Source organism: Priestia sp. FSL R5-0597, assembly GCF_038006305.1.
In the GTDB taxonomy this organism is placed as follows: domain Bacteria; phylum Bacillota; class Bacilli; order Bacillales; family Bacillaceae_H; genus Priestia; species Priestia zanthoxyli.
Genome location: NZ_JBBOUZ010000001.1, coordinates 913986 through 939453, shown reverse-complemented (window position 1 = coordinate 939453; position 25468 = coordinate 913986). Strand labels below are relative to the sequence as shown.

Sequence of the window (25468 nt, the reverse complement as noted above, 5' to 3'; positions counted from 1 at the left end):
CCATTTAATTCTTAGAATTATGTTGAAATGAGTCTGTACCCGCGACCGTTGATGTAACGGTTGATTTTTTCTGAAGCTTTCCGAGCGTTAACGTTAAAAGAAACGGCACAACGATTACGATAACCATTCCAATAATAAAAGGCGGCCAGCTCTGTGGAACAATTGATAACGGAGCTGGTATACCCCCAATTCCTACCGACGCTGCTTTCACTCCGGCTACAGATATGACAACACCGGCAATAGCTGAACCAATCACTGCAGAAATAAAAGCAAATCTAAAACGCAAATTCACACCAAACATTGCAGGTTCCGTAATGCCAAGCCACGCTGAAACCCCTGACGTTAAAGATAATCCTTTTAATTTCTCATCATTTTTTGAAAGAACCATTATCGCAAAAGCCGCAGAGCCCTGTGCAATATTCGATAATGCTACCATTGGCCATAAGAACGTACTCCCTACGCTTCCAATCAGCTGTAAATCTACGGCCAAAAATGTATGGTGCATCCCTGTAATAACAAGAGGAGCGTATAAACCTCCATATACAAGCCCTCCAATAAATGGAGCCGTTTTAAACAGCCATACAACTGCATCTGTAATAACATTTCCTATTGCAAATGTAATTGGACCAATTACAATAAAAGCGAGAAACCCTGTTACTAAAAGAGCTACAGGTGCTACAATCAAAAGTTGAAATCCATCCGGTATGCGTTTTCGTAAGAATAATTCGATTTTTGCCAAGACGAATGAAGCGACTAATACGGGTAAAACCTGTCCTTGATAGCCTACTTTCTCAACATGCAGGCCAAATAAATTCCACGTATCGATACTTCCTTTTTTTAATGCTTCTCCGTAAGACCAAGCATTTAGCAAGTCAGGATGTACAAGCATGAGCCCAAGGACAATTCCAAATAAAGGACTTCCTCCAAAACGCGTAACAGCTGACCACCCAATAAGAGCTGGCAAAAAGGCAAAAGCCGTATTCGCAATTAAATTAATCATGCTTGCGAAGTCTTTCCACTGTGTATGAACATCTACGATTGATTTATCATCGTAAAAAATTCCGGCTCCTGTTAGTACATTATTGATTCCCATCAATAAACCCGCAGTTACGATGGCCGGTAAAATAGGAATAAAAATGTCAGCTAATGTTTTTATTGCGCGCTGCAGCGGATTTAAGTTTTTAGCCGCTTCGTTTTTCACTTCTTCTTTTGATAGCTCGCCTATACCTGTAAGCGCCACCATTTCTTTATATACTTTATCCACCGTGCCTTGACCAATGACAACTTGAAACTGGCCGTTTGTAGAAAAAGATCCTTTTACTAATTCGTGCTCATCTAGCATACGTTGATTGACTTTACCTTCATCTTTTAAAACAAGTCGAAGGCGCGTTACACAGTGCGTTGCAGCAGAGATATTTTCTTTTCCGCCAACGGCTTCTACAATGCGTTCAACAGATTCTCGATTCATGTCTTTTCCCCCTTGTTTCCGCTTTCATTTCACTCCTATATCTCCTATCCCCCATATAAATCTCACCACAAACCTGTATATACAAGTTTTATGTTTTTATTCTAACCTGTATATACAGGTTCGTCAACAAAAATAAAAGTACTTCTTTTTCATTTCATGATATAGTCAAAAAGCAAGGTGTATGGAAGGAGACATTACAATGCTGCAAGTAAGATTAATGGGAACACAAGAAGAAATTAATGAAGCAATCAAACAATTTGAACAGAACTACCATATAGAACATCAGTCAAAAGAATATACGCGAAGCGCTAATCCAAAATATGAGCACAAAAAAGATACTCGGGTGTATCTTTCTATGCATCCTAAAAAATAATTTCTGCTTTATTTCAGAGAAGAATAGTAGCTTTTACAAACTAAAGGATTTATATTATAATTTCAGTATTTACTATAACATCCGATTTGTATTTAAAAATCAGAAAGAGGCTTAAAAATGGCATATAACGACATATCTCTTAGAGAGAAAAGTATTGTGTTTATCGGCTTTATGGGGGTAGGAAAAACAACTATTGGAGAAATGGTTGCCAAAAAATTGTATAGAGATTTTGTTGATATAGATCAAGAAATCGAAAAAGAATTTAATATGCCTACTTCTCAGATTTTTAAAGAGCACGGTGAAACTTTCTTCAGACAAAAAGAAAAAGAAGTAATAAGTCGACTTTCACAGCAGCGCTTAAAAATCATTTCTTTAGGGGGAGGCGCTTTTTTACAAGAAGAAATTCAAGAGATTTGTTTATCTAACTGCATCGTATTCTTTTTAGATTTGTCTTGGGATTCTTGGAAAGAACGCATTAGTTTGATCATTGATAGCCGTCCTGTTTTACAAGGAAGAAGCTTAGAAGATATTGAAAAGCTATTTTACGACCGTCAAGCTATCTACTCAAACCACCATTCAAAAGTTGAAACTGATAATTTGGATATCGAAGAAGTAGCTAACTATATCGTTGATTCATTAAAAACAGCTTGGGATATTTATCAACCTTAATGAAATAAAGGTTTGTTCCCTCAACAAGCCTTTACAAAAAAGACGTAGCTTAATGCTACGTCTTTTTTCATTCCTAATGGGAACTCATATAAAAATTGATAAAAAAGGCAATGGTGATTACATACATCATCCAATGAATTTCGCGATGGCGTCCTGTAAACAGTTTAATCGCTGTGTATGAAATGAAGCCGAATGCTAACCCTTCTGCAATGCTGTAGGTTAACGGCATCATGACAATTGTTAAGAAAGCGGGAACAACTTCAGTGAAATCGTCGAAGTTAACGTTTCGAATGTCACTTAGCATAAGCGAACCAATAATAATGAGTGCTGGAGCAGTAGCAACGCTTGGGATAAATTGAATAAGCGGTGCAAAAAACAAGGTAAATATAAATAAGATGGCAACCGTTAATGCCTTTAAGCCGGTACGCCCTCCTTCTGCAATACCTGTTGCATTTTCAATATACGTATTTAGCGCAGTGCTTCCAAAAATAGCACTCGCCATTGTACCAATTGAATCTGCTGCAAGCGCGCGATTTAAACCTGGAATTTTACCGTTTTTATCTACTAAGTTTGCTTTTTTAGATAGTCCAATCAATGTCGCTAGCGTATCAAATAATTCTACGATGGTGAAAGAAAATACAACTGAAAAAATGCCGTAGGCAACTGCACCCTTTAAATCCATTTGAAAGAATGTTTCTCCAACGCTTGGCGGCGTAGCTGAAAAGACGTCTTTCAGAGAATGAGGAACTGCTTGTACTCCTACAATCATTGCTAATATTGTCGTAGCAAAAATACTTATAATAAGAGCACCTTTTACATTTTTAGCCATCAGTACAGCTGCTAATATCAGCCCAAAAATAGCAAGTAACGGGCCTTTATCCATGACATTTCCAAGCCCTACAAAAGTAGACTCGTTTGCCACAACTAATCCAGCGTTTTTCAAACCGATAAACGCAACAAAAAGACCAATTCCAACTGCTATTGAAGACTTTAATACGTTCGGAATGGCATCAATAATCTTTCCGCGTATTCCTGTTACCGTTAAAACAAAAAATAAGACCCCGGATATAAAAACTGCTCCAAGTGCCGTTTGCCATGACAATCCTTGTCCTAATACTACTGAATACGTAAAAAACGCATTTAAACCCATCCCTGGACCGGTTACAATCGGGAAGTTTGCCCATAGAGCCATCAGTAACGTACTAAATACAATGGCATAAATGGTAGCTGCAAGAGCCGCTTCTCGAGGGATACCCGCGTCAGACATGATAATGGGATTGACGATTACCATATAACTGACCGTCATAAAAGTTGTAAGTCCTGCTAGTATTTCTTGTTTTGGTGTTGTGTTGCGCTCTGATAGTTTAAACAAGCGCTCTAATATTCCGTTACGCTCCAACACGCGCGCCTCCCTACTTCTAAAAAAAAATAAAAAATCCTACCTATTCGAATGTCCTAAAAAGGACACGATTTAGGAGGATTTTACGTTTCAAAGTAAAATCTTTTGTCCTATTATAGTCTTAATTTGTAGATATGCAAAGGTAGAAAACGCTATCATTATAAAAATTTTTATCTTCCGTTAGTTTGGAATTTTGAAAATTTATTTCTCTTATCTTTTTAGTCTGTTGCAAGAGTACTCTTTTTACTCATTTATACAAAAAAGAGATTGAAACATAACTAAATAAATCCATTCTAAAGACAAATAAATGGAATAACCGCAGAAGTCTACGCCTTGTCCTCCAATCAACAGCTAGAAGCAACTAAACAGATGAAACCTACGTTCACCTTGACAACAAAAAACTCAAATTATTAATCAATAATTCCGATTAATAATTTGAGCTTTACTTTTGTTAAAATACTTTTATCCCAGCCTCTTCTTCGTTTTACATCTTACGAAATTAAAAGTGGAATTCTTTTTAAAAGACGATCTATCGAATGATTTGCCTCTTTCAGCACAATTCCCTGGTCAATGGTTTTTAACTGGCGATTCTCCATCACAATTTCACCGTCAACCATTGTTAGTTCTACATCTCCTCGCGTTGCTGAATACACAACTCTGGAAATAGGGTCTACGCCGTAAGATGGAAAAGTATGAAGCTGATTTAAATTTAAAATGGCAAGATCCGCTTTTTTCCCAACCTCTAAACTTCCAATTTCTTTTTCAAGCCCAACTGCTTTCGCTCCGCCGATTGTAGCCATTTCGAGCACGTGTTTTGCATTCATGGCTGTTGGTCCGTAAGAGGGTTTATGAATCGTAGCGGCCAGCCTCATTTCGTTGAACATATCCAAATTATTATTACAAGGAGCACCATCAGCGCCAAGGCTTAAAAATACACCTTGCTCTAATAAACTGGGCACATCTGCGATTCCCGATGCAAGTTTTAAGTTTGAGCCTGGGCAATGACTGACTTTTACTCCTTGATTCTTAATAATTTGCTTTTCTTGATCGTTTAGCCACACACAGTGCGCTAAAATAAGGCGCTCATTGGCTAATCCTAAATGGTCTAAGTACATGATATTTCTCATACCCGTTTCAGCTTCTACAATGCGAATTTCTTCTTGATTCTCAGAAGCATGAGTATGGACATGAACATTATAGGCAGCTGATAAATGGCTCACTTCACGCAGCAAATCTTCCGTACACGACAGCACAAATCTTGGGGAGAATGCGTATCGAATACGACCGTTATTTGAATTATGCCATTTTTCAAGCAGCTCTACGCTTTCTTTAATCGAGTCAGCCGTTGTCTCCTGCAGAGCTTTTGGCAGATCGTCGCCTTTTTTATCCATCATTACTTTTCCTGCAAGAGCTCGGATTCCACTCTTAGATATAGCTTGAAAAGCAGAGTCTGTATGATGAACAGTTTCCATATCGACAATTGTTGTAGTCCCGCTTTGAATGAGTTCACCGATCCCTAACAGTGCTGAATAATAGATAGATTCTTCATCATGCGAAGCTTCAAGCGGCCATATTTTCTTCTTTAGCCAGTCTAGCAGCTCTAAATCATCTGCTTGCCCTCTAAAAAGCGTTTGACATAAATGAATATGAGTATGTATAAAGCCCGGCACAATCGTTTTATTTGCTGCGTCAATGACTTTATCTACCTTTTCCGGATGCAGATTTTTCCCGATGGCTGCAATACGATTTCCAACAATATAAAGGTCACCGTAAATAATATCATTCTTCTCATTCATCGTAATAATCTCTGCATTTTTAATTAATGTGTGCGTCATACCTTCTTTCCCCTCTTTCGTAACATCTATCTATTTCTAGCTCAAACCGAACACTAACATCTTCAAGCAATCTTTCTTACACTGGTCTTAAATATATATGGTGCATGCTCTGAGTTGAATAAGTGCAGGTAACCTCATGGGCGATAGAGACTTTGGGTAAAAAAAATTCCTAGCTGATTATACAGCTAGGAGGTTGGATTTATGATAAAATCCCAAGTCCCTTTTTCAAGAGGTTATACGAAATCGCAGGAGAATAATGTGATCTTGTATTTATAATATGGTGTTTTCAGTCTATATACCAGCTTTTTGTCAGAAGTTCTAACATTGTTTTTTTATTCTTTTTCACTATGTGACTTTTCTTGACACCCTTAATTTTCATGTTATGCAATTTATTCTCGTTTCTTCTATGTAATATTTACTAAAAATAAAGAATCTATCTTCTGTTTCTATACAAAACAGAAAAGTTATTTTATGATTTGTATGATTAAAAAACTACAAATCTATATTTTAGGGGTGATTAACTTGGAAAAAATAAATGTTGGCTGTCGTTTTACGCTTTCCGTTATGAGCGATAACTTCATCGATATTATTTTAAGCGCACTAAACGAAGTGGATATGTCTAAAGTTCAGCGAAAAACGGACCGTGTTAGTACGTTTATTGAAGGAACTGCCAAAGACGTATTTGAAGTTGTACAGGCCATTTATAAAAGTGCTGGAAAATCAGAAAAGCATATTGTGCTGAATGCCACGTTTTCAACAGGGCGTCACGAAGAATATTTCGAAGAAAGAAAAATAAACTCAAAAGAAAACATGCCTTTAAACCAACAGCTTTGTGCTTCGTTCCCTGTATCCACTCAATTTTCTTTGTATCCATTAGATACGCCGCATTATGTAGACATCATCAAAAGCGGAATTGGCGCAGTTAAACAACAGGGAGTATTTGCCGAAACCGTGCCTTTTGCAACAGCTTTAGAAGGAGATGTGGACAAAGTATTCGCTTCTCTATACGAATGCTTTATGAAATCTGTACAGCAAGCTCGTGTCGTGATGACAGTTAATATGTCAGCACACAGCCCTTCTTCAAAACGATAAATTACTTCTTATCTATTTATAAAGATAGAGTACTAGAAAGGATTTATATGAATATGGCTACAAAAAGAACGTTTTTTGCTTTTTCCCTGATAGGTGCATTATTATGTCTATTAGTCGTACCAAACTCTGTTCAGGCTAGTGAAAAACCTGCTCATTTAACGGTTGCTTCTTACACGCAGTTCTTGAAAGGGCAAGGTGATAAAAGTTCACTGTATGAATTTTCAAAACTGTCGCGTCAACAAAAACAAAAAGTTGTACAATCACTAAGGGATCCATCTCTGTTCAAAATGGATATTGAAGAGAGCAGCGGCACGGTCGAAGCTGCAAGTACAGCAGCATACGGAGCAAAAACGGCTTCACCTTTATTCAAAACAGCAGCTTATACGGCTTCTTATAAAGCGGCTGGATTTACAACAACAAAACTAACGGTGTATGTAGATTATTACACAAAAAGCTCCTCAGTAACTTCAGTCAAAAGTGTACGAGGTGTGGTCACAAAAAACGTAAACCCCCTTGTGTCTATTTCAAAAAAGAGCTCAAAATCTTGGGTACAAAATAATCGAGCCTACGGACGAATTGACTGGCAGTGGAAAGTTGCAGCTAAAAATGCTGGAATCAAAAGACAAACCGCTTATGGTACGGCTTCCGGCGCTTCTGGCGGATCTACAGCTACAGTCAATTGATAATGAGGAATAAACGATGAAAAAAATGATGTGGTGGATTATTGGTATTACGGCCGGGGTGCTTTTACTAGGAATTCTGGTAGGTTATTTATCATTTTACAGCATATAAAAACAGCAGGTAATTTCACCTGCTGTTTTTTATCTAAATGTCATATTCTTGTCATAAAATTAAAACCTCCACTTACAGTGTCTAAGTGCCTGTAAGAAGAGGTTGGGATCACAATTGTTAGTAAGCCTGGTCTCTTCTCATCTTTCAAGCACTGCTTGTGGGAGTTGGCACGGTTCTATAAAGTCCGTTGCCGAGGTTTCACAGGGCCTATCCCTCCGCCTCTCTTGATAAGAAGTTTGTCGAATTTTGTTGATAATTGTTGATAAGATAAATATTATGTTACATGCTGCACAAACAGATGTCAACTACTTTTCAGAAAATTGTTTTCCCTCTAAAACTATGATATCGCTACCATTACTATGACAACTAGGTTACAAATATATAAATTTTTTATATTTTTTTATTACGCTTTTACAGCTGACTTTTTCTCAAAAGAAGTAATAGCCTCATCTAGCATACGAATGCCGTCATCTATCTGTTCTTTTGTCACAGTAAGCGGAGGTACCATGCGAATAACTTCACTTGCATTTCCGCAAAAATAAAATAACACGCCTTTTTCTAAAGCTAAGTCCAAAATCTCGAATAAAGCGTCTCCATCTCCTTCTCCCGTATGCGGATTAACAATTTCAATTCCAATCATAAGTCCTAAACCACGGATATCTCCAATAACTGAATGTTTTTCCTTTAAAAGATGCAGCTTTTCTAATGCATAAGCGCCCATTTTTTTCGTGTTATCCAGCAGCTGTTCTTCTTTCATCACTTCAAGAGTTGCAAGAGCTGCTGAGCATCCGATAGGATTCCCTCCAAATGTTGTACTATGTGTGCCAAGAGGCCACTGCTTCATTAATTCTTGAGAAGCGACCGTTGCGCTAAGCGGAATTCCAGAAGCAATTCCTTTTGCTATAGCCATAATATCTGGTACAACATCAAAGGTTTGGCCAGCAAACCATTCACCGGTACGGCCAAACCCTGTTTGCACTTCATCAAAAATAAGTAATATTCCGTGACGATCACAAATCTCTCTTAACTTCTTCATCCAGCTTTTCGGAGGGATAATATAGCCGCCTTCACCTAATACTGGTTCCAAAATAACGGCAGCCACTTCTTCAGGCGTGACTTGGTGCTTAAAGAGTATTTCAAAATCTTTTTCAAGCTTTTCAGTGAAGTATACATCGCTGTCTAGCTCCGCAGAGCACTCTTTTGGATTGGCATATGGAAGTTGATACGTCAGTCCCGAAGGCTGCTGAAATTGTCTATATTTGCTTTTCGATGTTGTAACACTTAAAGCTCCCATCGAGCGTCCATGAAAACACCCTAAAAAAGAAATAACATACGGACGCTTTGTGACATGTCTCGCTAATTTTAAGGCTCCTTCAATTGCTTCTGTGCCGCTATTTCCAAAGAAAAAGCAGTCTAAATTGCCCGGCGTTACTTTTCCTAACTCATCGGCTAACTTTAATATCGATTCGTACATAATGACACCTGAGGGACCGTGCAATAATTGATCTGCTCCGTCTTTGATTGCTTTTACTACTTTCGGATGTCTGTGTCCTACATTTGTCGTAGCGATTCCGGAAGTAAAATCGAGATATTCTTTACCATCCAATCCATAATAATAGCATCCTTCTTCTTTCACAACGGGCAAATTCGGATGATCTTTAGCCATTGTCGGTGCTAGCAATTCAGGCATTCTTTCAAATAAGTGACTCCAATCTTTAGACATACTACATCCTCCTTGAAATTATACAAATCAATTAATCTTATTCCGAAATATAGTTACTTATTAAACAATATTAGGAAATCCAGTTATACTAAACGCTTTAATAGAATAGTAATAAAACTTATTTTACTATGCATTTTTATTAAAATCAATTGTATAAATATTTATATATATAATTAATATGCGGGGTCTCATCCCTTCCGCTTTTCCCATAGGAGTCTTCGCCTTTCCCTCCAATCAACAGCCAGAAGTACTTACATATATGAAACCTGCGTTCACCATAACCATAAAAAAATCCGAACGATTAATCGTTCGGATCCTCCCTCAACTAAAATACTACTGTCACAGCCTCTTTAAGTATATTTATTCAAGATGTTTGGCATCATTGATTGTTTCAAGACGCCATTTTCCACTTTCATAAGCAAAAGTTGTAATCGATGTATTTTGTAAAATAGTAGTCCCTGTTCCTTGTTCTCCGCTTGTTACATGATGAATGAATGTATTAATTGCCGCCCCGTGACTAACAACTGCTACTTTCTTTCCAATAGACTCCTTCATAATTTCCGTTAAACGCCGAACCATCCGTTCTTGAGCGGCTTCGAGTGTTTCAATATTATATAAAGGTTCTTCTCCCCAATTTGTCGCATAGTTTGGCACAAGATCATGCAGAACTTCTACGTTCTTTGATTCTAATTCTCCAAAAGAGCGCTCGCGCAGCTGCTCACAAACCTCGACTTTCTCTACTTTAGCGACTGCGGCAATTTTCCTAGCCGTCTCCTGCGCACGAAGCAAATCGCTTGTGTAGACTACATCAATATGGATATCTTTAAAACGTTCCGCTACGCGTTTGGCTTGTTGCTTTCCTGTTTCGTTGAGCGGAATATCAGCATGCCCTTGAATAAGTTTGTTTTTATTCCAATCTGTTTGGCCGTGTCTAATTAAGTAAAGCATCGTAATCCCCCTTTAATCTCGTTTTAAAAATTGATAAACAGCTTTATCAACCTCTGAGCTTTCATGTAAATCCGAATGTGCTTCATGAAACGTTTGGAGATGAATGTGTTCGGTAAACTCTTGCAGTCCGTATGCACTTTCTACTGTTACCACTCCATCTGTCTTATCTCCCACATCTCCTGCTCCTGAAAAAACGTCGATCTCTTTTGAGAAATCTTGACGACTTTCGTATAGCTTGTTTAACGCTATAGAGTGAAAAGCTAAATCACGAGCCCCCATAGATCCGATATGATTGCGTGCATGAGGATACATCTCCATTAATTCCTGATAATCTAATCCTTGAATCGGCGATCCTAACGTAACTAACTTTTGAATATATTGAGGGTTAGCCAAACTAACTGCTGCTGCTGTTACTCCTCCCATACTATGTCCAACTAAATCAACAGAAGATGCTTTATATGTATCACGTACATCTTGCATAATAGCTTCAATCCATTTTTGCTGCTGTGCAATACTGGCATCTGGCTTTTTAAAGACGATATGAATAAGCGGGAGTTTTCCCTCTTTTGCTTTCATAATGTGCTTCCACTGAATAGCTCCATCTTTTTGAACGACGCAGTAAGCTACTTTAGTTCCCCATCCGTTTTGTTCAAATCGTTTAATCATTTTCCCTAAGCTTTTTTGACTGCCTAAATAGCCATGAATAAATAAAACCGGCACATTTTTCGATTGGGCGCCTCGTTTTATTTGTGGGGCAAAAATATAAAAACAAAGCGAAATAAATAATATGATACTAATCAATAAAATTAACAGCCGCAAGTTCTCACCCTCCGATCGTCTCGTCTATTACACTCATTAATAAAAAAATTTGGAGTAAATTTTATTCTGATACGTCCTGTAAGCTGCAGAACTTGTCATCTTTTTCTTGTCAACGAGCTGCTCAAAGCGCAAACGCTTTTCCGTAAGCATCTCTGTTAGCCTTTGTTCTTCATTAGCATCCGTGCATATAGAAATCAATTCTTCTATTGTAGCCATATCTCGTTTTAGCTCTTGTTCATCACTTATCATATTTGCATTTTTTAACATCCTATACGCTTGGCGCAGTTCTTCAGGTATATGTGATAAATCTTCTAACTTTAATGGTTTTCCTTCCCCAGGCAGCTTATCAAAGTCACCGTCTTTTATTGCTTGTCTAATTCTTTCTTCAGCAATTATATACGCAATATCCAAGGAAAGACCTCCTTTAAGAAAATATAAAATTCAATCTTACCTTCTATATAAAAGATGTATAAAAAACACAGCTTTTATAACCGTATTTTTTATTATACTATGATTATAAAAATTGAACTACCTTCACTTCTTGGAGAGACTATCCTCCCTTTGTGAAATCGTTTCTAGAGCTTCACTCCTTTCACTATCAAACTTTCTTGAGCAGTTTGTTAACGAGCTGAAAGTCAATAAACGATTCTGCATGAGGTTTTGTTATCTTATCTTACTATATTTATACAAAAAAGCCTCCTTACGCATGTAAGGAGGTGGAAAAAGGTAATTCTAAGGTCATCATGTTATGCCTACTTTCTATAAAACCACATTTTGATAGCGTTTTCAATGTTTTTTTATTACTTTACTAATTTTCTTTTCGTTTAATGAGACTCCGTACATATAACGAAGCCTCACCAAATTTCTACTCTTCTTTATCTGATGGAATCATAATTTCTCCTTCATGCTCTTGTTTTTTCAAAAGCAGCTGGAGAATCGTTTTAGATAGTTTACTAGGCTGATAGGGTTTAATCAGAAACTCACACACTCCAAGCTCTAATCCTTTGCTTCTTTCGTCTAAAGCAGATGAGATTAAGATAGGAATTTTTTCTGTCTCTGTATTTTCTTTGAGATGCCTTAAAACATCCCAGCCGTCTAACTTATTTTCTCCTAGCATGATATCTAGAACAACCACTTCAGGCTTTTGCTGATGAATAGAGTTTAATGCGTCTTCTCCGTTATTAAAATACCGAACGTGAAAGCCGCTTTCTTTTAATTCTACCTGTAAAAGCGTCGCTAAACTTTTATCATCTTCTACAATCACTACGCTTTTACGGTTATCATTCGCACTTATCATCATTTCTTCATCGTACTGAACTTCATGTAGAAGCGGGAGAACAATCGTGAATGTTGTTCCTTTTTTCCATTCTGATTGTACAGTAATGTCTCCACCATGAGCTTTTACAATTTCTTTTACAATTGCTAACCCTAGACCCGTTCCGCCAATTTTGCGCATATCGGAGTTATCTACTCTGTAGAATTTGGTAAACAAATGTCCTAGCGCTTCACTTGGTATACCAATTCCTTCATCTTGAATATCAATATAAACAGCGTGTTCCTTTTGATACACTTTAACTGTAACGTTCCCTCCATCGGGCGAATATTTTACTGCATTGCTAATTACATTATTAAACAATTGCAGAAGCTTATCTTTATCTCCCATTACTGTAAAATGCTCTTGATCGGAAATCATATCAAATTCATGCTTACTTGTTTGTATGTTCTGGACCTCAATCACCTGCTTAATAAGCGGCAGAATGTCTTGATACTTTTTATCGTAGGTTTGTTTCCCCGCTTCCATTCTTTGGACATCCAAAAAATCGTTGATTAAAGAAGTTAACCGCTGTGCTTCCTGATAAATAGTAGTTAAATACTTCTTCTGTCTTTCTTCTTTTAATGTTTTGTTTAGCATAAGCTCAGTGAACCCTAATACACTTGCTAAAGGTGTGCGCAGCTCGTGACTCACAGTGCTTACAAATTCCGACTTCATCTGATCAACTTCAAATTCTTTCGTAATATCACGATGAACGAACAATACGCCAAACATCTGACGGTTTCGATATACGTATTCGCTATAAACTTTTATAACTTTTCGCTTACCTTCCGTGTGCAGATAATAAACAAAAGATTTTTCTACTTGCTCTCCCTTACAAATGGCTTTAACGTATTGTCTTAGCTCCTCTATATTTTCGACTTTTTGAGAGAGAGCATCTAGCCATTGATCGCGAGAAAGCTGAAGAAGCCCGCTTTGATGCTCATATTGAAACAATTCGCTAGTCTTCGTATTCACTTGTAGAATCGTACCGCTTGTATCTACAAGCTGCATTCCTTCTTGAATCGAATTTAAAATATCTTGAGATAGCAGTCTGTCATGCTCAGACTCTTCGTAAATATAAATTTTTTCAAGAGCAATCGTAATTTGTTTGGCCAATATTTCAAATGTCTGTAATTCATGTTCTGTGTATTCATCCGCGTAGCGGCTGTAAAACATATAGGCTAGCATATCTCCCTGTGAAGACAGCACCGGTACGATAACATCATACAAATAAAACGTTTGCCGATGATATAGGCGCTCATGTTCTATACACTCTCTTTTTACTACCATACATTTTTTCGTCTTTTGCACATGATCAATGTAATTATTATGAAGGTTTTCCATCATCTGTTTAACACTTGATGAAGATAGACCAAATGAAGCATGTGTCTTTTCATCGGTTAGCATAATAAAACCGTGATCAGCTTTCATTACTCGGCTCATGTTTGTGACAGCACTCGTGAGAACTTCTTGCTTGTGAAGAGAATTTGTTAGTCCATGCACAAATAAATTGCGCAATTCTAACTCGCCTTCTCGTTCCTTTGTCAATTCCAATGCGTGCTGAAGTTCATCTTGCTGACTGTGCAACTCATCTTGCTGTGCAATCAGCTCTTCATTTTGAGCCGTTAACTCCTGTTCGTTATTTTGCAAAGTCGATACCATTTTGTAAAAGGCCTGAGATAGCATACCGATTTCATCTCTTCTATGTTCATCAAATGTCATAGGCATTTCTTTTCCCGCAGCAATTTCGCTTGCCGTATATGCTAGCTGACTCAGCGGCTTTACAAACTTATTTAGCAATACCCGTGTAAGCAATAATAAAATGACCACTGTAAACGCTAAAAATAAAATAAAGAACGTTTGACTTTTCTGCATGTCACTCGACGTGTCATCGTACTGTGTATTTAAGTCTTTAGTTAATTCATTTTGGTAGTCATCAAGTTCTTTTTGCATTTGTTCTATTGATTTAGAAGCAGCCTTCCGCTCAGGACTAGAGCGGACTCCTTCAATGCCTTTTTTGTCGTAAATATCTTTAAAATAAGGAAGCGTTTGATTAAAATACGTGTTTAGCATCACCGTCGCTTCATTTACAAACGTACGTTCACGTCTATCTGCCGCTAGACCTGAAAGTCGATCAAGATTTTCTTCGATACTTTTTTGCTGACTTGCAGCCTCGTTATACATATCCTCTGAATCAAATGCAATAAACCCACGAGCCTGCAAAAAAGCTCTGTTCATTGATTTATCAATTGTAGATAGCAGCTGTGCCTTTTCCCGTACTTGTGCCCTGTACTGGGCATAATCAGCTGTAATTTCTTTTTGCCGTACAACAAGTACAGTTGAACCCGCCGCAAAAGCAAGTAAAAGGATACTTGCTAAGAAGATGAACTGGGTTGAGATACTTTTTCGTTTTAGTTTATTGTTCATCTAAAATTTCCTCAACACGTTCGGCTAGCAATAGGGGACTAAACGGTTTAGACATAAAATACGCAGCCCCTGCTTCTAACACCCGGCTTTGATCAGCAGCTTGATTCTTAGCTGAAAGCATCAATACTTTTGTATGGCGCTTATCTTTCATTTCTTTCAGCTGCTGAATGACTTCAAGCCCGGTGAACACGGGCATCATATAATCCAAAATAATTAAGTCAAAATCACGTTCTTTAATAAATTCCAACGCTTCTTCGCCGTTTTCTGCTTCCGTCACTTCATGTCCTTCATCTTCAAGCGTATCTACCACTAACATACGAAGCACTTCTTCATCTTCCGCTAATAAAATTTTTGCCATTGTTATTCCTCCGCTTGTAGTCGTCCATACGTTTTTTGCAATATGAAGTAGGACGGCTTTATTCGTTCGTGAAAAGTTGGATACTCCCAATTTTTCCACTTGTATAAGTAAAAATCTTTTAATAAAAGTTCTCCTTTTTTCTGAGTCGGAAACGTATCTTCCACGTCATTGCTCTTCTTATTAACAGCTACGACTCCCACTTGAATTCCTTTCATTTTCTCGCTGGATTCTAATCCTTTTTTGGACCAAATATCTCCCATTATTTCTTTTTGACTCGGGTCTTTTACATTTAAAAGCGCCCAAGGAATGCGAAGTTCAGCAATTCCATTTGATTCATTCACTTTAAAATCTGCCAGCGAATCAAATGAAGAAGAGTTAGGATCGCTGTTTCCTTCTTGGAGCTTCCCAGTTTCATAGGCGTCAAAAGGAATGGTTCTCTTGTTTTTCCCCTCTCCAATCGCTAATTCTTTGTTAAGGGCGAGCCTGATTGGATTAAACATGCCGTTATCTTTTGTATCGGTTCCTTTTACAGATGGAATCATTTGAAGCTGATGGGCATACGAAAAATAATACGTATCGTAATAGCTGTCTATCCACAAGTGACTGTCCTCTTTCCCGTTTAATTCTGCTACAAAATCAATTCCTTTTGTTTTTAAAGAAGGAATTTGAGGAATCTTTGACTGTCCCTGATTGTTAATTGTGTTAAACAAGAAATAAAGCTTTTGATCTTCCAGCTCTTTTGCACTCACGTGTAGATATAGATAACCTTCATCACTTGTAATGTTCAATGCTTTTAACTTCTTAGACGGCTTATATACCGACTTGCTGTTCAGCTTTTTCCAATCATCTGATTTGCCGTCTACTTTGACTTTCAGCTTTGTTCCTGGATCAAAACTCAACAGGCCAAAATGCTGTTCTCCCGTTTGCAAATTCGTCCAAAATGGCCTGCGGTTCGGATTGTCGTACTCCATCGTATTCCACGTTCGCTTAAACCATTCATCTTGCCATGTAAAGACCATACCGCCAGCCATTTTTTCTTCAACAATATCTTCGTACAAGCGTGACAGAATCTTTCCTTGTTCTTGTTCCGTATGAAAGCCTTGATCCCATCCGTATACGTTTCTATGGGTGAGTCCTCGCGAAGCCGGAATGCCAAATTCAGCAACAAGCACGGGCATATGATGAACTTCTTTCATATTTTGCAAATAACCTGCGTAGTTATTTTTCTCTCCTCGATGATCGCGATAAGCGAGATAACGAGGTTCATAGTTTAAGAAATCAGGATAGTAAGGATAAATATGATAAGAAGCAAATAATCCCGGCTCAAATTTTTTAGTTGTGTGAATTAAATTAGGATTAACAGACACTTTATCTTCGTCTTCAGAAGGCTCATATGGATGAGTCAATAAATCCGTCGTCACCCAGTTCGTAAAGCTCATAGGCCGCTGCCAATCATATTTATCCTGCTCATAGGAAATTGTTTTTTCCATAAGCTGCGCAAGCCAAATTTCAAAGGGATTGCCTTTTTCCGTATAGATGTACTTCCCTTTAAAATCTTTCATTCCTTTATGTTTTTCATTTGTCGAAAGGGCTACCGTGGGATCCCATTCAACTCCTATAATCCAGCCTAAAACATAAGGAGACACGTCTGCTGTATACGTTCCGCTTGCATGTCCCGTCCGTTTTGGCAGTGTTGCATTTCCATGAATAACGTTTACAATCCTTTTCATTTCAGCTTCAAATTCTTTTGTATTTTCCTTTGCAAAAGCATCTTGTGAATCATAGAAAACTTCTTCATTCACCCATACTCCATGAAAAAGATAAATGGGTTCTTTGGCTTTTTGGTTATACTCAGCAAGCGCTTCATAAAAGCCGGGAGGGTGAATGGTGTATACGCGGATTGAGTTTGCATTCATCTTGCCAATTTCTTTAAACCAGCGCAAATATTCTTCTTTCGAAATAGCGGTCTCACCAGGGAAATGGCCTGGCTTACTAATGCCCATATTTACTCCTTTAATCAGCAAATCTTTCCACTTGCCGTTTTGATAAACTTGCAAATAATCTTTTCCTACTTTCCCTGCTACTTTACGGTCAGCATCTTCATAGATTTCCATATTTTCATTAAAAGTAACAGAAGCAGGCTGCGATGCATTTTGCTGTTGATCTATAATCTTATTCATAAGAGGCAGATAAACAGTCCAGTAAAAAGAAGACTCATCTTCTTTTCCGATTTTCTCTGTCCATTTCTTCCACACCGGGTAAAAAGAGGTTTGATAAATGGAAGGTACTTCTCCTTGATCTGCAAAATCTCCTGCAAAGTAATAAGTATCATATCGCTCTTTATTATGATGAACGACTGCTGGTATGGACAAAGGAATACCATTTTCCTTTAGCTTGTTTTTTCCTTCAGAATCCAAGTGAAAGACAAACTGAGCCTGCACATCACTTTTTTGCTGGGGTGTAATTACGTCAAACCAATATTGATAAGCAGATTCATCCTGTAAATTCAATGTTTTTTTTCCTTGTTTTATATATTGAAACCATACTGGATTTTCTTTTAATTCTTTTTCCGTTATAATAACGAGCTTATTGGATTCATTAACAAACAGTAAGCCTTTGCCCGTAAGGTTCCACTCTTTGTTGTACTGCTTTTTGTAAGCACTTTTCACCCAAGCAGGAACTTCTTCACTGCCGAATTCATCAAAATAGCGACCAATCCAGCCGGACCACGTAACATTGTACAATTCATACAGTTCTTTGCGAACGTCTAGAGAAGTAGGACTTCCAAATGTATTAAACTCTCCAATCAGCGTTTTTGTACGTCCATTCAGTGCTTTCTTAACGTAGCTCACGTCTTCAGAAGTCATGCCGCCATACACCAGCTGAGAACGATCTCCTCTTTTAGCTTTTACGCCTAAATCTTCTTTGTATACGCCATACGTGTCCGTGATATAAATCATATCTGCAGAGTTTGTTTTTGGCAGAGATTTAATGCTGTATGTTTTATCTCCATTCGGATAAAACCCTGCATAATCTTTTGAGATTTCATAAGGCTTCCCGTCTTTGCGTACTTTCGCTTGATTCAGCATCCACATTAAGCCCTGATGCTCTCGAAACGTTTGATCTGGCACTGTTTTATCAATGACAAGCATATTCAAATCAGTTGGTTTCTTTAGCTGCCAAATAAGAAATGGCGAAGCCGTTACTGCCATAACCAAAATAATGCCGCCGATTAATAACCATTTTTTCATTGTGAAACTCCTTTTCGCTGCATGTCTCCCCAGCCTTTTTTATTGCGAATAACGTCCAACAATCCATGACAGCGCCATATAACAGTTAGAGGGCGATACCAAAAGGATTCAGTCAGGGAAAAGACAAACAGCTTAGCGATATCAGATACTTTTGGATATTTGCGAAGGCTCCACTCTTCTAGCAAAACAGCCGCCATCGAATAAAGAGAACCATATACAACCATTAAGAGAAAAAGCAAATACGCAAATTCCACATAAATCCCGCCTACAACTAGAGAAATAACAATAAACAAATAGCCTAACATTTCCATAACCGGCCCGATTAGTTCAATAAACACAAAATAAGGCATAGAAATCATTCCGATACTTCCGTATTTCGGATTAAACAGCATCTCTTTATGCTTCCAAAGACTATCAAATAAACCGCGGTGCCAGCGGTTTCGCTGTCTTCGCAAATATTTGATTTCATCAGGTGCCTCTGTCCAGCATACGGGATCTGGAATATAAACAATTTGATTGTTGGCTTTTTTCTGTTTAATCAGTCGGTGGAGGCGAACAACAAGCTCCATGTCTTCGCCGACTGTATGAGAATAACCCCCAGCTTCAATCACCCAGCGTTTAGAAAATACGCCAAATGCTCCTGATACAATAAGTAATAAATTATGGCGACTGAGACCAATGCGCCCCATAAGAAAGGCACGTAAATATTCAATAATCTGCATCACAACAAGCGGCTGCGTATCAAGTCCAATCGATACGACCGCACCGTTTTCGATTTTACATCCGTTTGCAATTCGAATACTTCCTCCTGAAGCAATTACTTCTCCGTCTGAATCAATAATTGGCTTCATAACTTTTAAAAAAGCGTCTCTTTCTAACACTGAATCGCCATCGATCGAACAAAAATAAGGATAGTTGGATAAATTAATTCCTGCATTTAATGCATCTGACTTTCCTCCATTTTGTTTATCGACTACATATAAATAATCGTATAATTTAGAACGATATACAGCTTTTACTTCTTTCGTTTCCACTTGCTTTCTCACAACTCGATTCATTTTCACAAGAGAAAACTCTTCGATAAGCTTTTCTAACGTATCATCTGAAGATCCGTCATTTACTACGATTACTTCATATTCCGGATATTCAATTCCGAGCAGCGAACGTACGCTTCCAATAATCCCGACAGATTCATTATAAGCGGGAACTAATATAGATAACGGCGTTGTATAGCTAACCGTAAGCAAATCTTCATAAGGTTCTTCATCGTTTAATTGATATTGCTTTCGCAGTTGAAAAGCAGAGATGATAAACATCATAAAATAAAAACAAAGCACAAAAATCATATAAGCAAATACAGCCCATCCGCAAATGGACAATAAAAGATGCCAAACACTATTCCACAACCGTAATTCCTCCTTTTTCAAGCCATTCTGCTGCCATATCTTTCGAAAACTTGTCATCAGTCGTTTTATATACATGAACTAAGTATTCTGTACCCGTTGGGATTTTCATCATTGACTGAGCAGCATTTGAACGCACAAGAAAATGAGAATCTTTTAGCGACTGCTCGAGAAGTGACAATCCCTTCTCATCTCTCGTTTTGCCTACTAGTTTTGTAGCCATCATTCTTTCTTGCCACATATCTGATTGAAGATGTTTCGTGAGCTCCTCTATTTTTAATGGAAAAGATAAAGCGTTAAGTGATTTCAACGAACGAATTCGCAGTTCTTCTGATGAACTTTTCATGTACACTTTTAAGAAATCTATATACTCTAATTTACGATCGATACCGATCATATCAATAAGTGGCAGCTGAATTTCTTCTTGCAGGTCTTCAAATTTATTAAAAAATTGCTGAAACTGCTCACTGTTCATAGTTCCAAACAAAGAGCGGTACATAAATTCAGACAGCGGTCTAGAAGCGTTCGTCATATACACAACAAACTCAGGGCGGTTCAGCTTAACTAAAATCTTTAAAATTTGATTTTTTTCAGCCGCTGTACTATGTTTTTTCTCATACATTTCTAGTAATTGGTCTGTTAACGTAGTAAGACCAAAGTCTTCAATAGCATAAAGGGCATTCATTCTGACACTCCACCTAGAATGATGCAGCTCTTTTTTATATTTAGGTGTAAAAGCCTTCTCCGCATAGAGCGTGATGTTATTTAGAATGTCATCGCCTTGAACAGCTGCAGAAAATCCGCTCAATAGTTCTTCTACACCTGTCAGCTCTATTTTGTTTTTAGGCTCCACCCGACGCTCTTCATCTTTTCTATATAAGTAAATGAAAAGAGATTCGTTAACACTCTCTTTATAGGATTCTACTTTTGCTCGAAAAGCGTTTAAACGCGCTTTTTGAATGAGTAAATAACTTAAAAAACAAACCAACAGCAATAGCAATCCGCCAAATAAGGCATATACCACTTGAATGGACATCCCCATTTATTTCACCTTCTTCATTAAATGACGTACGCGCGCTTCAAGCTCCATTAACTTAAATGGCTTTGTCATGTAATCGTCTGCCCCAAGTTCTAATGCTCTTTGAATATCTTGTTCGCTGTTTCGTGATGTAAGCATAATAACCGTGTACTGATCGTGACGTTTCTGCTGCCTTAATTTTTGCAGCACTTCTAAGCCATCCATCTTAGGCATCATTCCATCTAAAATAACAAAGTAGTGATCGCTAGAGTGAATCCATTGGGACTCAAAAAATTCGATGCCGTCTTTAAACACTTCTATTTTCACTTCATAACGATCTCCTACATCAATCTTACTCAAAAGCTCTTTCAGCATCGTTCGAATGATAGAATCATCATCAATGATAGCCATACGAAGCGTTCGCTTTTTAACCAGCTTGCTTTGAGAAGAAGCTACAATTTTTTGACGTCCTGATTCCTTCGCTATATATAATGCTTCATCAGCTTGATGAAGCGCTTTTTCTAACGGCCATTCATTGTTATGAACTTCTACAACTCCACCGGAAAAGCTGCAATAAAACGAATTGCTTTGATGTGTGAACACTTTTTTCACAAAGGAATCCAACAGTCTATTTAATACTGTTTCCGCCTCTTTTATATTGGTTTTTGGCAGTAAAAGAATAAATTCTTCGCCTCCATATCTAAAAATGTGATCTGTTGGACGAATTTCATGCTTCATATACTCTACAAATGCTTGCAGCACGCGGTCTCCCATAAGATGTCCATACTGATCATTTATTCTTTTAAAGAAATCTAAATCTAAAATCGCTAAACAAAAAGGATCTTTTAAGCGGTCGTAGCTGGATAGCTGCTGACTGTAGATTTCTTTTAAATACGTTCGGTTATAGGCTCCTGTTAATTCATCAAACATTAAATAGGAGTTAAACATTTGCTTTCGTTCAATATGGTGACCAATTCGAAGTAGACTTTCTTCCAAATCGAAAGGTTTAACAAGAAAGTCATCGGCCCCTAATTTAAAAGCCTTCAAACGCGTCTCTCTTTGATTATCAACGCTCATCATGACAATCGGGACGAACAGTTGCTTTGTTTTATCACGTAAAAATGAAAGAATGTCAAAGCCTGTACAGTCTTTCATATGTACATCAACAACAAAACAATCCGGCTTTAATTCGTAAAAAGCCGTAATGGCTTTTTCTTTAGATGCAGTTGCTAATACGTACCATCCCTGCTTTTCAAACTGTTCTTTTAAATACATAAGCATTGAAAGATCGTCGTCCACAAGTAAAATGCTAGCTGTTTGTTCACTGATTTCTATCGGTTTATTTATATCTTCTGCGGATTGAATTTCATCTTGATAACAAATTTTAATAATATCTAATAAAAAAGTATTCAACTCCCCGTAATCCCAGATTTTTTTCTGTTTTTTTTCAACAGCTTCCATTAACGCGCGGGAACGATCTCCTAAATAATGCAGTCCAATAGTCGCAGACGTTCCAGAAATTGAATGCAAAAAGCGGTACACCTCTTCATGAGGTATTTCTTTATTTTGATCAGTCCACTCTTGCAGCTGCTTACGCACATTAGCTAATAATGCAATTTGATATTTATCCATCTTATACACCCTTTGTTCGATATAGTTAACACTTACCCCATATTACTCCATCCATTTTTCTATAATATTTTGTAAGTAAATGAAATATTTTCTTACTTTTATTTTAAGTATGTTTTTTCCAAATGAAAAGCAATTCCTTTTTAACCATACTTTTCCTCCAATGATTTTACTTTAAAATGATTCTTTTTTCACTCATTATTTTTCTTTCCAGATAAGTAAAATGTCCTGTTATCTTCTTTACAAATAGACCTGCAACCTTATTGACAAAATTAATGAGTCTTTGTTACCCTTATACACGTTGTAAAAAATTTAAAAGTGAATGTTAAGGAAAGCAGCCGTTTTGATGAACGATCAATCAAATCAGGTTCTTTCCTTTTTATATTTTTACTAAGGCAGATACTTTGCTAAATAAAGTTTCGCTTTATACACCGTGTCCTCTTTGTCATAGGCGCACTTAGACCGAAAACAGACGGAAAGGAGTATAAAATGTTTACTCAGCTTACAGAAAAAAACCAGAATGCAGAAGAACTAAAAGAAACACTTGATGATTTAGAGTTTCAGCTATTTCGCATGCAGGATAATTTAAAAGAAATTGCTAAAAAGTACGAAGTTATCGGTGTCGATCAGCCTGAAGATAATCAGTTAGTTATTGTATCGGCACAAAATGACGGAAACGCATGTAAAATTATGCTAAATGAATGCACAAAAGCCTATAGAGGGGCTTGGGATTTTGCCATCGATGGCGTATATGAAGATAATCACACGATTTTTATTGGTGATATTAAAGGTCCCGCTAATAAGGGATATGGCTCTGTATGTATGAATTATTTAAAAGAAGTAGCGGTTGATCAAAATGTTCATGTCATTAAAGGAGATATCGCTGAGCGCGACTGGGATCATCTCGAAAGATTAATTCATTTTTATGAAAAACATAACTTTGAAGTAAATATTGATTATACGAATAAGTGCGGAGAAATTGAATGGACTCCAGCTTATCAATAAAAAACGAACAGACAGCGTCTGTTCGTTTTTTTTATTTGATATATGCTAAGCTTTTTTTAATACTGCTAAGAGGACTTTCTATGCACTGATCTTGTTCAACGATCCACCATTTTACGCCTGCTTTATTGCCTTCTTTCATGACAGCCTTTACATTTACCCCTCCGGTACCAAGAGGAGCAAAGAATTGCTCGCCGTCTGTTGTCATATCTTTTAAATGGATAAAAGGCGTACGATTTCGATAGTGCTTCATCCACTCAACTGGATCTTCGCCTGCTTTAGTGAGCCAATAAATGTCCAGCTCTACATTTACCCCAGTTTCTTCTAGAATCGTTTGGAGAGCTGACTTTCCAGTTAACAATTTTTTTAGCTCAAAATCATGATGGTGATAGCTAAACGACATGCCTTCTTTTTTACAATAAGCATCAATGTAATTTAAAGAATCAATAAGTTCGAAATATCCTTTTTCAGTTTGTCGTTCAGGCATTAAATAAGGACAAACAATATGTGAATTTCCAACTTGCTGCTCAAAGTGAATCACTTGCTCTAAATTTGCTTCTAATTGTTCAAGCGGCACGTGACTAGAAGCTGCCTTCAGCTGTAAATCCGTTAACCACGCTCTTACTTCTTGCGCTGTATATCCTTCGTACCCTGCAAACTCTACCCCTTGATATCCTAAAGCAGCTACTTTTTGAAGAGTTCCTTTAAAGTCTTTTTTCGTTTCTTCACGCAGCGTATAAAGCTGTACTCCTACAGGTATTTCTCCCATCTTCTCTCCCCCTGTTCATTAAGAAAGTGATTGAACTATGGCTAAATCAACCCAATCTAAAGACGAACAAATTGAACTAGTATGAATTACTTGTTACACAGCTGTTGATTTCCATGCAAGACTTCGCTTTCCGCGCGCGGCCGGTGAGCCTCCTCGTCGCTTACGCTCCTGCGGGGTCTCACCTGTTCCGCTTTTGCCGCAGGAGTCTTCGTCTTGCCCTCCAATCAACACCTAGAAGCAATTAACTACAATTAAATCTACGTTCATCCTAGAAAGGGAAAAATCCGAACGAATTTGATTCTCGATCAACAATCAGATTCTTTCGGATCCTCCTTTAACTAACATACTTTTTTCTCAACATCTGCTGCTTTTTATTTTACTGCACTTCCAAGCATTCCTGAAATAAAATGACGCTGAAGTGCTAGGAAGAAGACAATGATTGGAATGGTTGCAATCGTTACCCCCATCATTACTTGACCGTAATCAATAATCGATAACCCAATTAAGCTTGAAAGAGCAACTGGCAATGTAGCCATTTCGTTTGATGTAGTCGCAACTAAAGGCCACATAAAGTTATTCCACTGTGTCATAAATAAGAAAATAGCTGCTGCAGCCATCGCAGGCTTCATAGAAGGAAGCACAATGGTTAAAAAGATTCTCATCTCTCCAGCACCGTCCAAACGTGCTGCTTCAATCAGTTCCGTTGGAAAAGCTAAAAAGTTCTGACGTAATAAAAAGATAGCGAACGGAAAGCACAGCTGCGGAACAATAAGAGCAAAATACGTATCAAGCAAATTAAAATTCGACATCAGCTGAAAAAGCGGAATGAGCGTTGCTTGATATGGAATCATCATGGACAATAAAAGCGTCGTAAAAATTGCGTTTCGTCCTTTAAATTCAAATTTAGATAGCGCATATGCAGCTGTAGAACAAACCATTAAAGCTACAATCACATACACTACTGAAACAAATACTGAGTTAAAAAAGACCCGCCCTAAATCAATTGAAGCATTTAAATTTTGTAGATTTGTCATAAATTGATCGCCAGGCTTCAGCGTTGGAGGGTTTGTAAACATTTTTCCCGATTCATTCGTAGCGCCGATAATCATCCAGTAAAACGGAAAAATAGAGATAATCGTGAACAGCCCAAGCATGCTGTATAATCCTATTTTACGCAT

The 25468-nt window shown here is 37.6% G+C and carries 21 protein-coding genes and 1 riboswitch; of the genes, 5 read left to right on the top strand and 16 right to left on the bottom strand.

Annotation, left to right across the window (positions count from 1 at the left end):
• Positions 1–4: 4 nt before the first annotated feature.
• A complete protein-coding gene (gene treP / locus MKX72_RS04840; RefSeq protein ID WP_155008431.1) occupies positions 5–1468 on the bottom strand; it encodes a PTS system trehalose-specific EIIBC component in 1464 nt (487 codons plus the stop codon).
• 199 nt (positions 1469–1667) lie between these two features.
• On the opposite strand from treP, the gene MKX72_RS04835 reads away from it, so the two are divergent.
• Both MKX72_RS04835 and MKX72_RS04830 read left to right on the top strand, forming a co-directional pair.
• On the top strand, positions 1668–1841 hold the full coding sequence (locus MKX72_RS04835; RefSeq protein WP_080754382.1) for a YvzF family protein: 174 nt from the start codon (positions 1668–1670) through the stop codon (positions 1839–1841).
• Positions 1842–1958: 117 nt separating this feature from the next.
• Entirely contained in the window at positions 1959–2510 is a 552-nt protein-coding gene (locus MKX72_RS04830; protein WP_033578182.1) for a shikimate kinase, read from the top strand.
• 73 nt (positions 2511–2583) lie between these two features.
• Here MKX72_RS04830 and MKX72_RS04825 read toward each other — a convergent pair whose 3' ends face one another.
• On the bottom strand, positions 2584–3909 hold the full coding sequence (locus MKX72_RS04825; RefSeq protein ID WP_016763224.1) for an NCS2 family permease: 1326 nt from the start codon (positions 3907–3909) through the stop codon (positions 2584–2586).
• A 491-nt stretch (positions 3910–4400) separates the two neighbouring features.
• The gene (locus MKX72_RS04820; protein ID WP_028412202.1) at positions 4401–5744 is read right to left on the bottom strand and encodes a 5'-deoxyadenosine deaminase; all 1344 of its coding nucleotides are present in this window, start codon (positions 5742–5744) and stop codon (positions 4401–4403) included.
• A gap of 522 nt (positions 5745–6266) precedes the next feature.
• Between MKX72_RS04820 and MKX72_RS04815 the strand changes: the two genes are divergently transcribed.
• Together MKX72_RS04815 and MKX72_RS04810 are read left to right on the top strand one after the other, a co-directional pair.
• Positions 6267–6836, top strand: coding sequence for a YkoF family thiamine/hydroxymethylpyrimidine-binding protein (locus tag MKX72_RS04815; RefSeq protein ID WP_028412201.1), 570 nt, complete (start codon positions 6267–6269; stop codon positions 6834–6836).
• Between the two features lie 53 nt (positions 6837–6889).
• Positions 6890–7519, top strand: coding sequence for a hypothetical protein (locus MKX72_RS04810; protein WP_034269729.1), 630 nt, complete (start codon positions 6890–6892; stop codon positions 7517–7519).
• A 243-nt stretch (positions 7520–7762) separates the two neighbouring features.
• Positions 7763–7862: riboswitch (SAM riboswitch) on the bottom strand.
• Between the two features lie 169 nt (positions 7863–8031).
• Here MKX72_RS04810 and MKX72_RS04805 read toward each other — a convergent pair.
• The 10 genes from MKX72_RS04805 to MKX72_RS04760 all read right to left on the bottom strand — a co-directional run bounded on the left by MKX72_RS04805 (position 8032) and on the right by MKX72_RS04760 (position 22522).
• Complete coding sequence (locus MKX72_RS04805) at positions 8032–9351, bottom strand: aspartate aminotransferase family protein (protein ID WP_034269726.1); 1320 nt, start codon at positions 9349–9351, stop codon at positions 8032–8034.
• Positions 9352–9711: 360 nt separating this feature from the next.
• Positions 9712–10299, bottom strand: a complete 588-nt coding sequence (locus MKX72_RS04800) for a histidine phosphatase family protein (RefSeq protein ID WP_034269720.1) — start codon at positions 10297–10299, stop codon at positions 9712–9714.
• A gap of 12 nt (positions 10300–10311) precedes the next feature.
• The gene (locus MKX72_RS04795) at positions 10312–11118 is read right to left on the bottom strand and encodes an alpha/beta fold hydrolase (RefSeq protein ID WP_155008432.1); all 807 of its coding nucleotides are present in this window, start codon (positions 11116–11118) and stop codon (positions 10312–10314) included.
• A gap of 36 nt (positions 11119–11154) precedes the next feature.
• On the bottom strand, positions 11155–11529 hold the full coding sequence (locus tag MKX72_RS04790; protein ID WP_014461362.1) for a DnaJ family domain-containing protein: 375 nt from the start codon (positions 11527–11529) through the stop codon (positions 11155–11157).
• Between the two features lie 454 nt (positions 11530–11983).
• A complete protein-coding gene (locus tag MKX72_RS04785; RefSeq protein WP_098626024.1) occupies positions 11984–14860 on the bottom strand; it encodes an ATP-binding protein in 2877 nt (958 codons plus the stop codon).
• Positions 14850–15218, bottom strand: a complete 369-nt coding sequence (locus tag MKX72_RS04780) for a response regulator transcription factor (RefSeq protein ID WP_028412195.1) — start codon at positions 15216–15218, stop codon at positions 14850–14852. Before MKX72_RS04780 ends, MKX72_RS04785 begins: the two co-directional genes overlap by 11 nt.
• 2 nt (positions 15219–15220) lie before the next feature.
• Positions 15221–18469 (bottom strand): hypothetical protein, encoded by a 3249-nt coding sequence (locus MKX72_RS04775; RefSeq protein ID WP_098626022.1) that lies wholly within the window; start codon positions 18467–18469, stop codon positions 15221–15223.
• Positions 18466–19875 carry a glycosyltransferase family 2 protein gene (locus tag MKX72_RS04770; RefSeq protein WP_098626020.1) on the bottom strand — a complete coding sequence of 470 codons (1410 nt, stop codon included), beginning with the start codon at positions 19873–19875 and terminating at the stop codon, positions 18466–18468. Before MKX72_RS04770 ends, MKX72_RS04775 begins: the two co-directional genes overlap by 4 nt.
• On the bottom strand, positions 19865–20914 hold the full coding sequence (locus MKX72_RS04765) for a HEAT repeat domain-containing protein (RefSeq protein ID WP_155008433.1): 1050 nt from the start codon (positions 20912–20914) through the stop codon (positions 19865–19867). The genes MKX72_RS04770 and MKX72_RS04765 overlap by 11 nt, the downstream gene beginning before the upstream one ends.
• Positions 20915–22522, bottom strand: a complete 1608-nt coding sequence (locus MKX72_RS04760) for a GGDEF domain-containing response regulator (protein WP_155008434.1) — start codon at positions 22520–22522, stop codon at positions 20915–20917. It lies immediately after the preceding gene.
• Between the two features lie 486 nt (positions 22523–23008).
• Here MKX72_RS04760 and MKX72_RS04755 point away from each other — a divergent pair, with 486 nt between their 5' ends.
• Complete coding sequence (locus tag MKX72_RS04755) at positions 23009–23524, top strand: N-acetyltransferase (protein ID WP_013055642.1); 516 nt, start codon at positions 23009–23011, stop codon at positions 23522–23524.
• Positions 23525–23555: 31 nt separating this feature from the next.
• Here the strand turns inward: MKX72_RS04755 and MKX72_RS04750 are convergent, their stop codons facing one another.
• From MKX72_RS04750 to MKX72_RS04740, 3 genes are all read right to left on the bottom strand, one after another.
• Complete coding sequence (locus tag MKX72_RS04750; protein ID WP_155008435.1) at positions 23556–24290, bottom strand: sugar phosphate isomerase/epimerase family protein; 735 nt, start codon at positions 24288–24290, stop codon at positions 23556–23558.
• A 93-nt stretch (positions 24291–24383) separates the two neighbouring features.
• Positions 24384–24518 (bottom strand): hypothetical protein, encoded by a 135-nt coding sequence (locus MKX72_RS04745; protein ID WP_268952891.1) that lies wholly within the window; start codon positions 24516–24518, stop codon positions 24384–24386.
• Between the two features lie 143 nt (positions 24519–24661).
• The gene (locus MKX72_RS04740; protein ID WP_013055640.1) at positions 24662–25468 is read right to left on the bottom strand and encodes a carbohydrate ABC transporter permease; all 807 of its coding nucleotides are present in this window, start codon (positions 25466–25468) and stop codon (positions 24662–24664) included.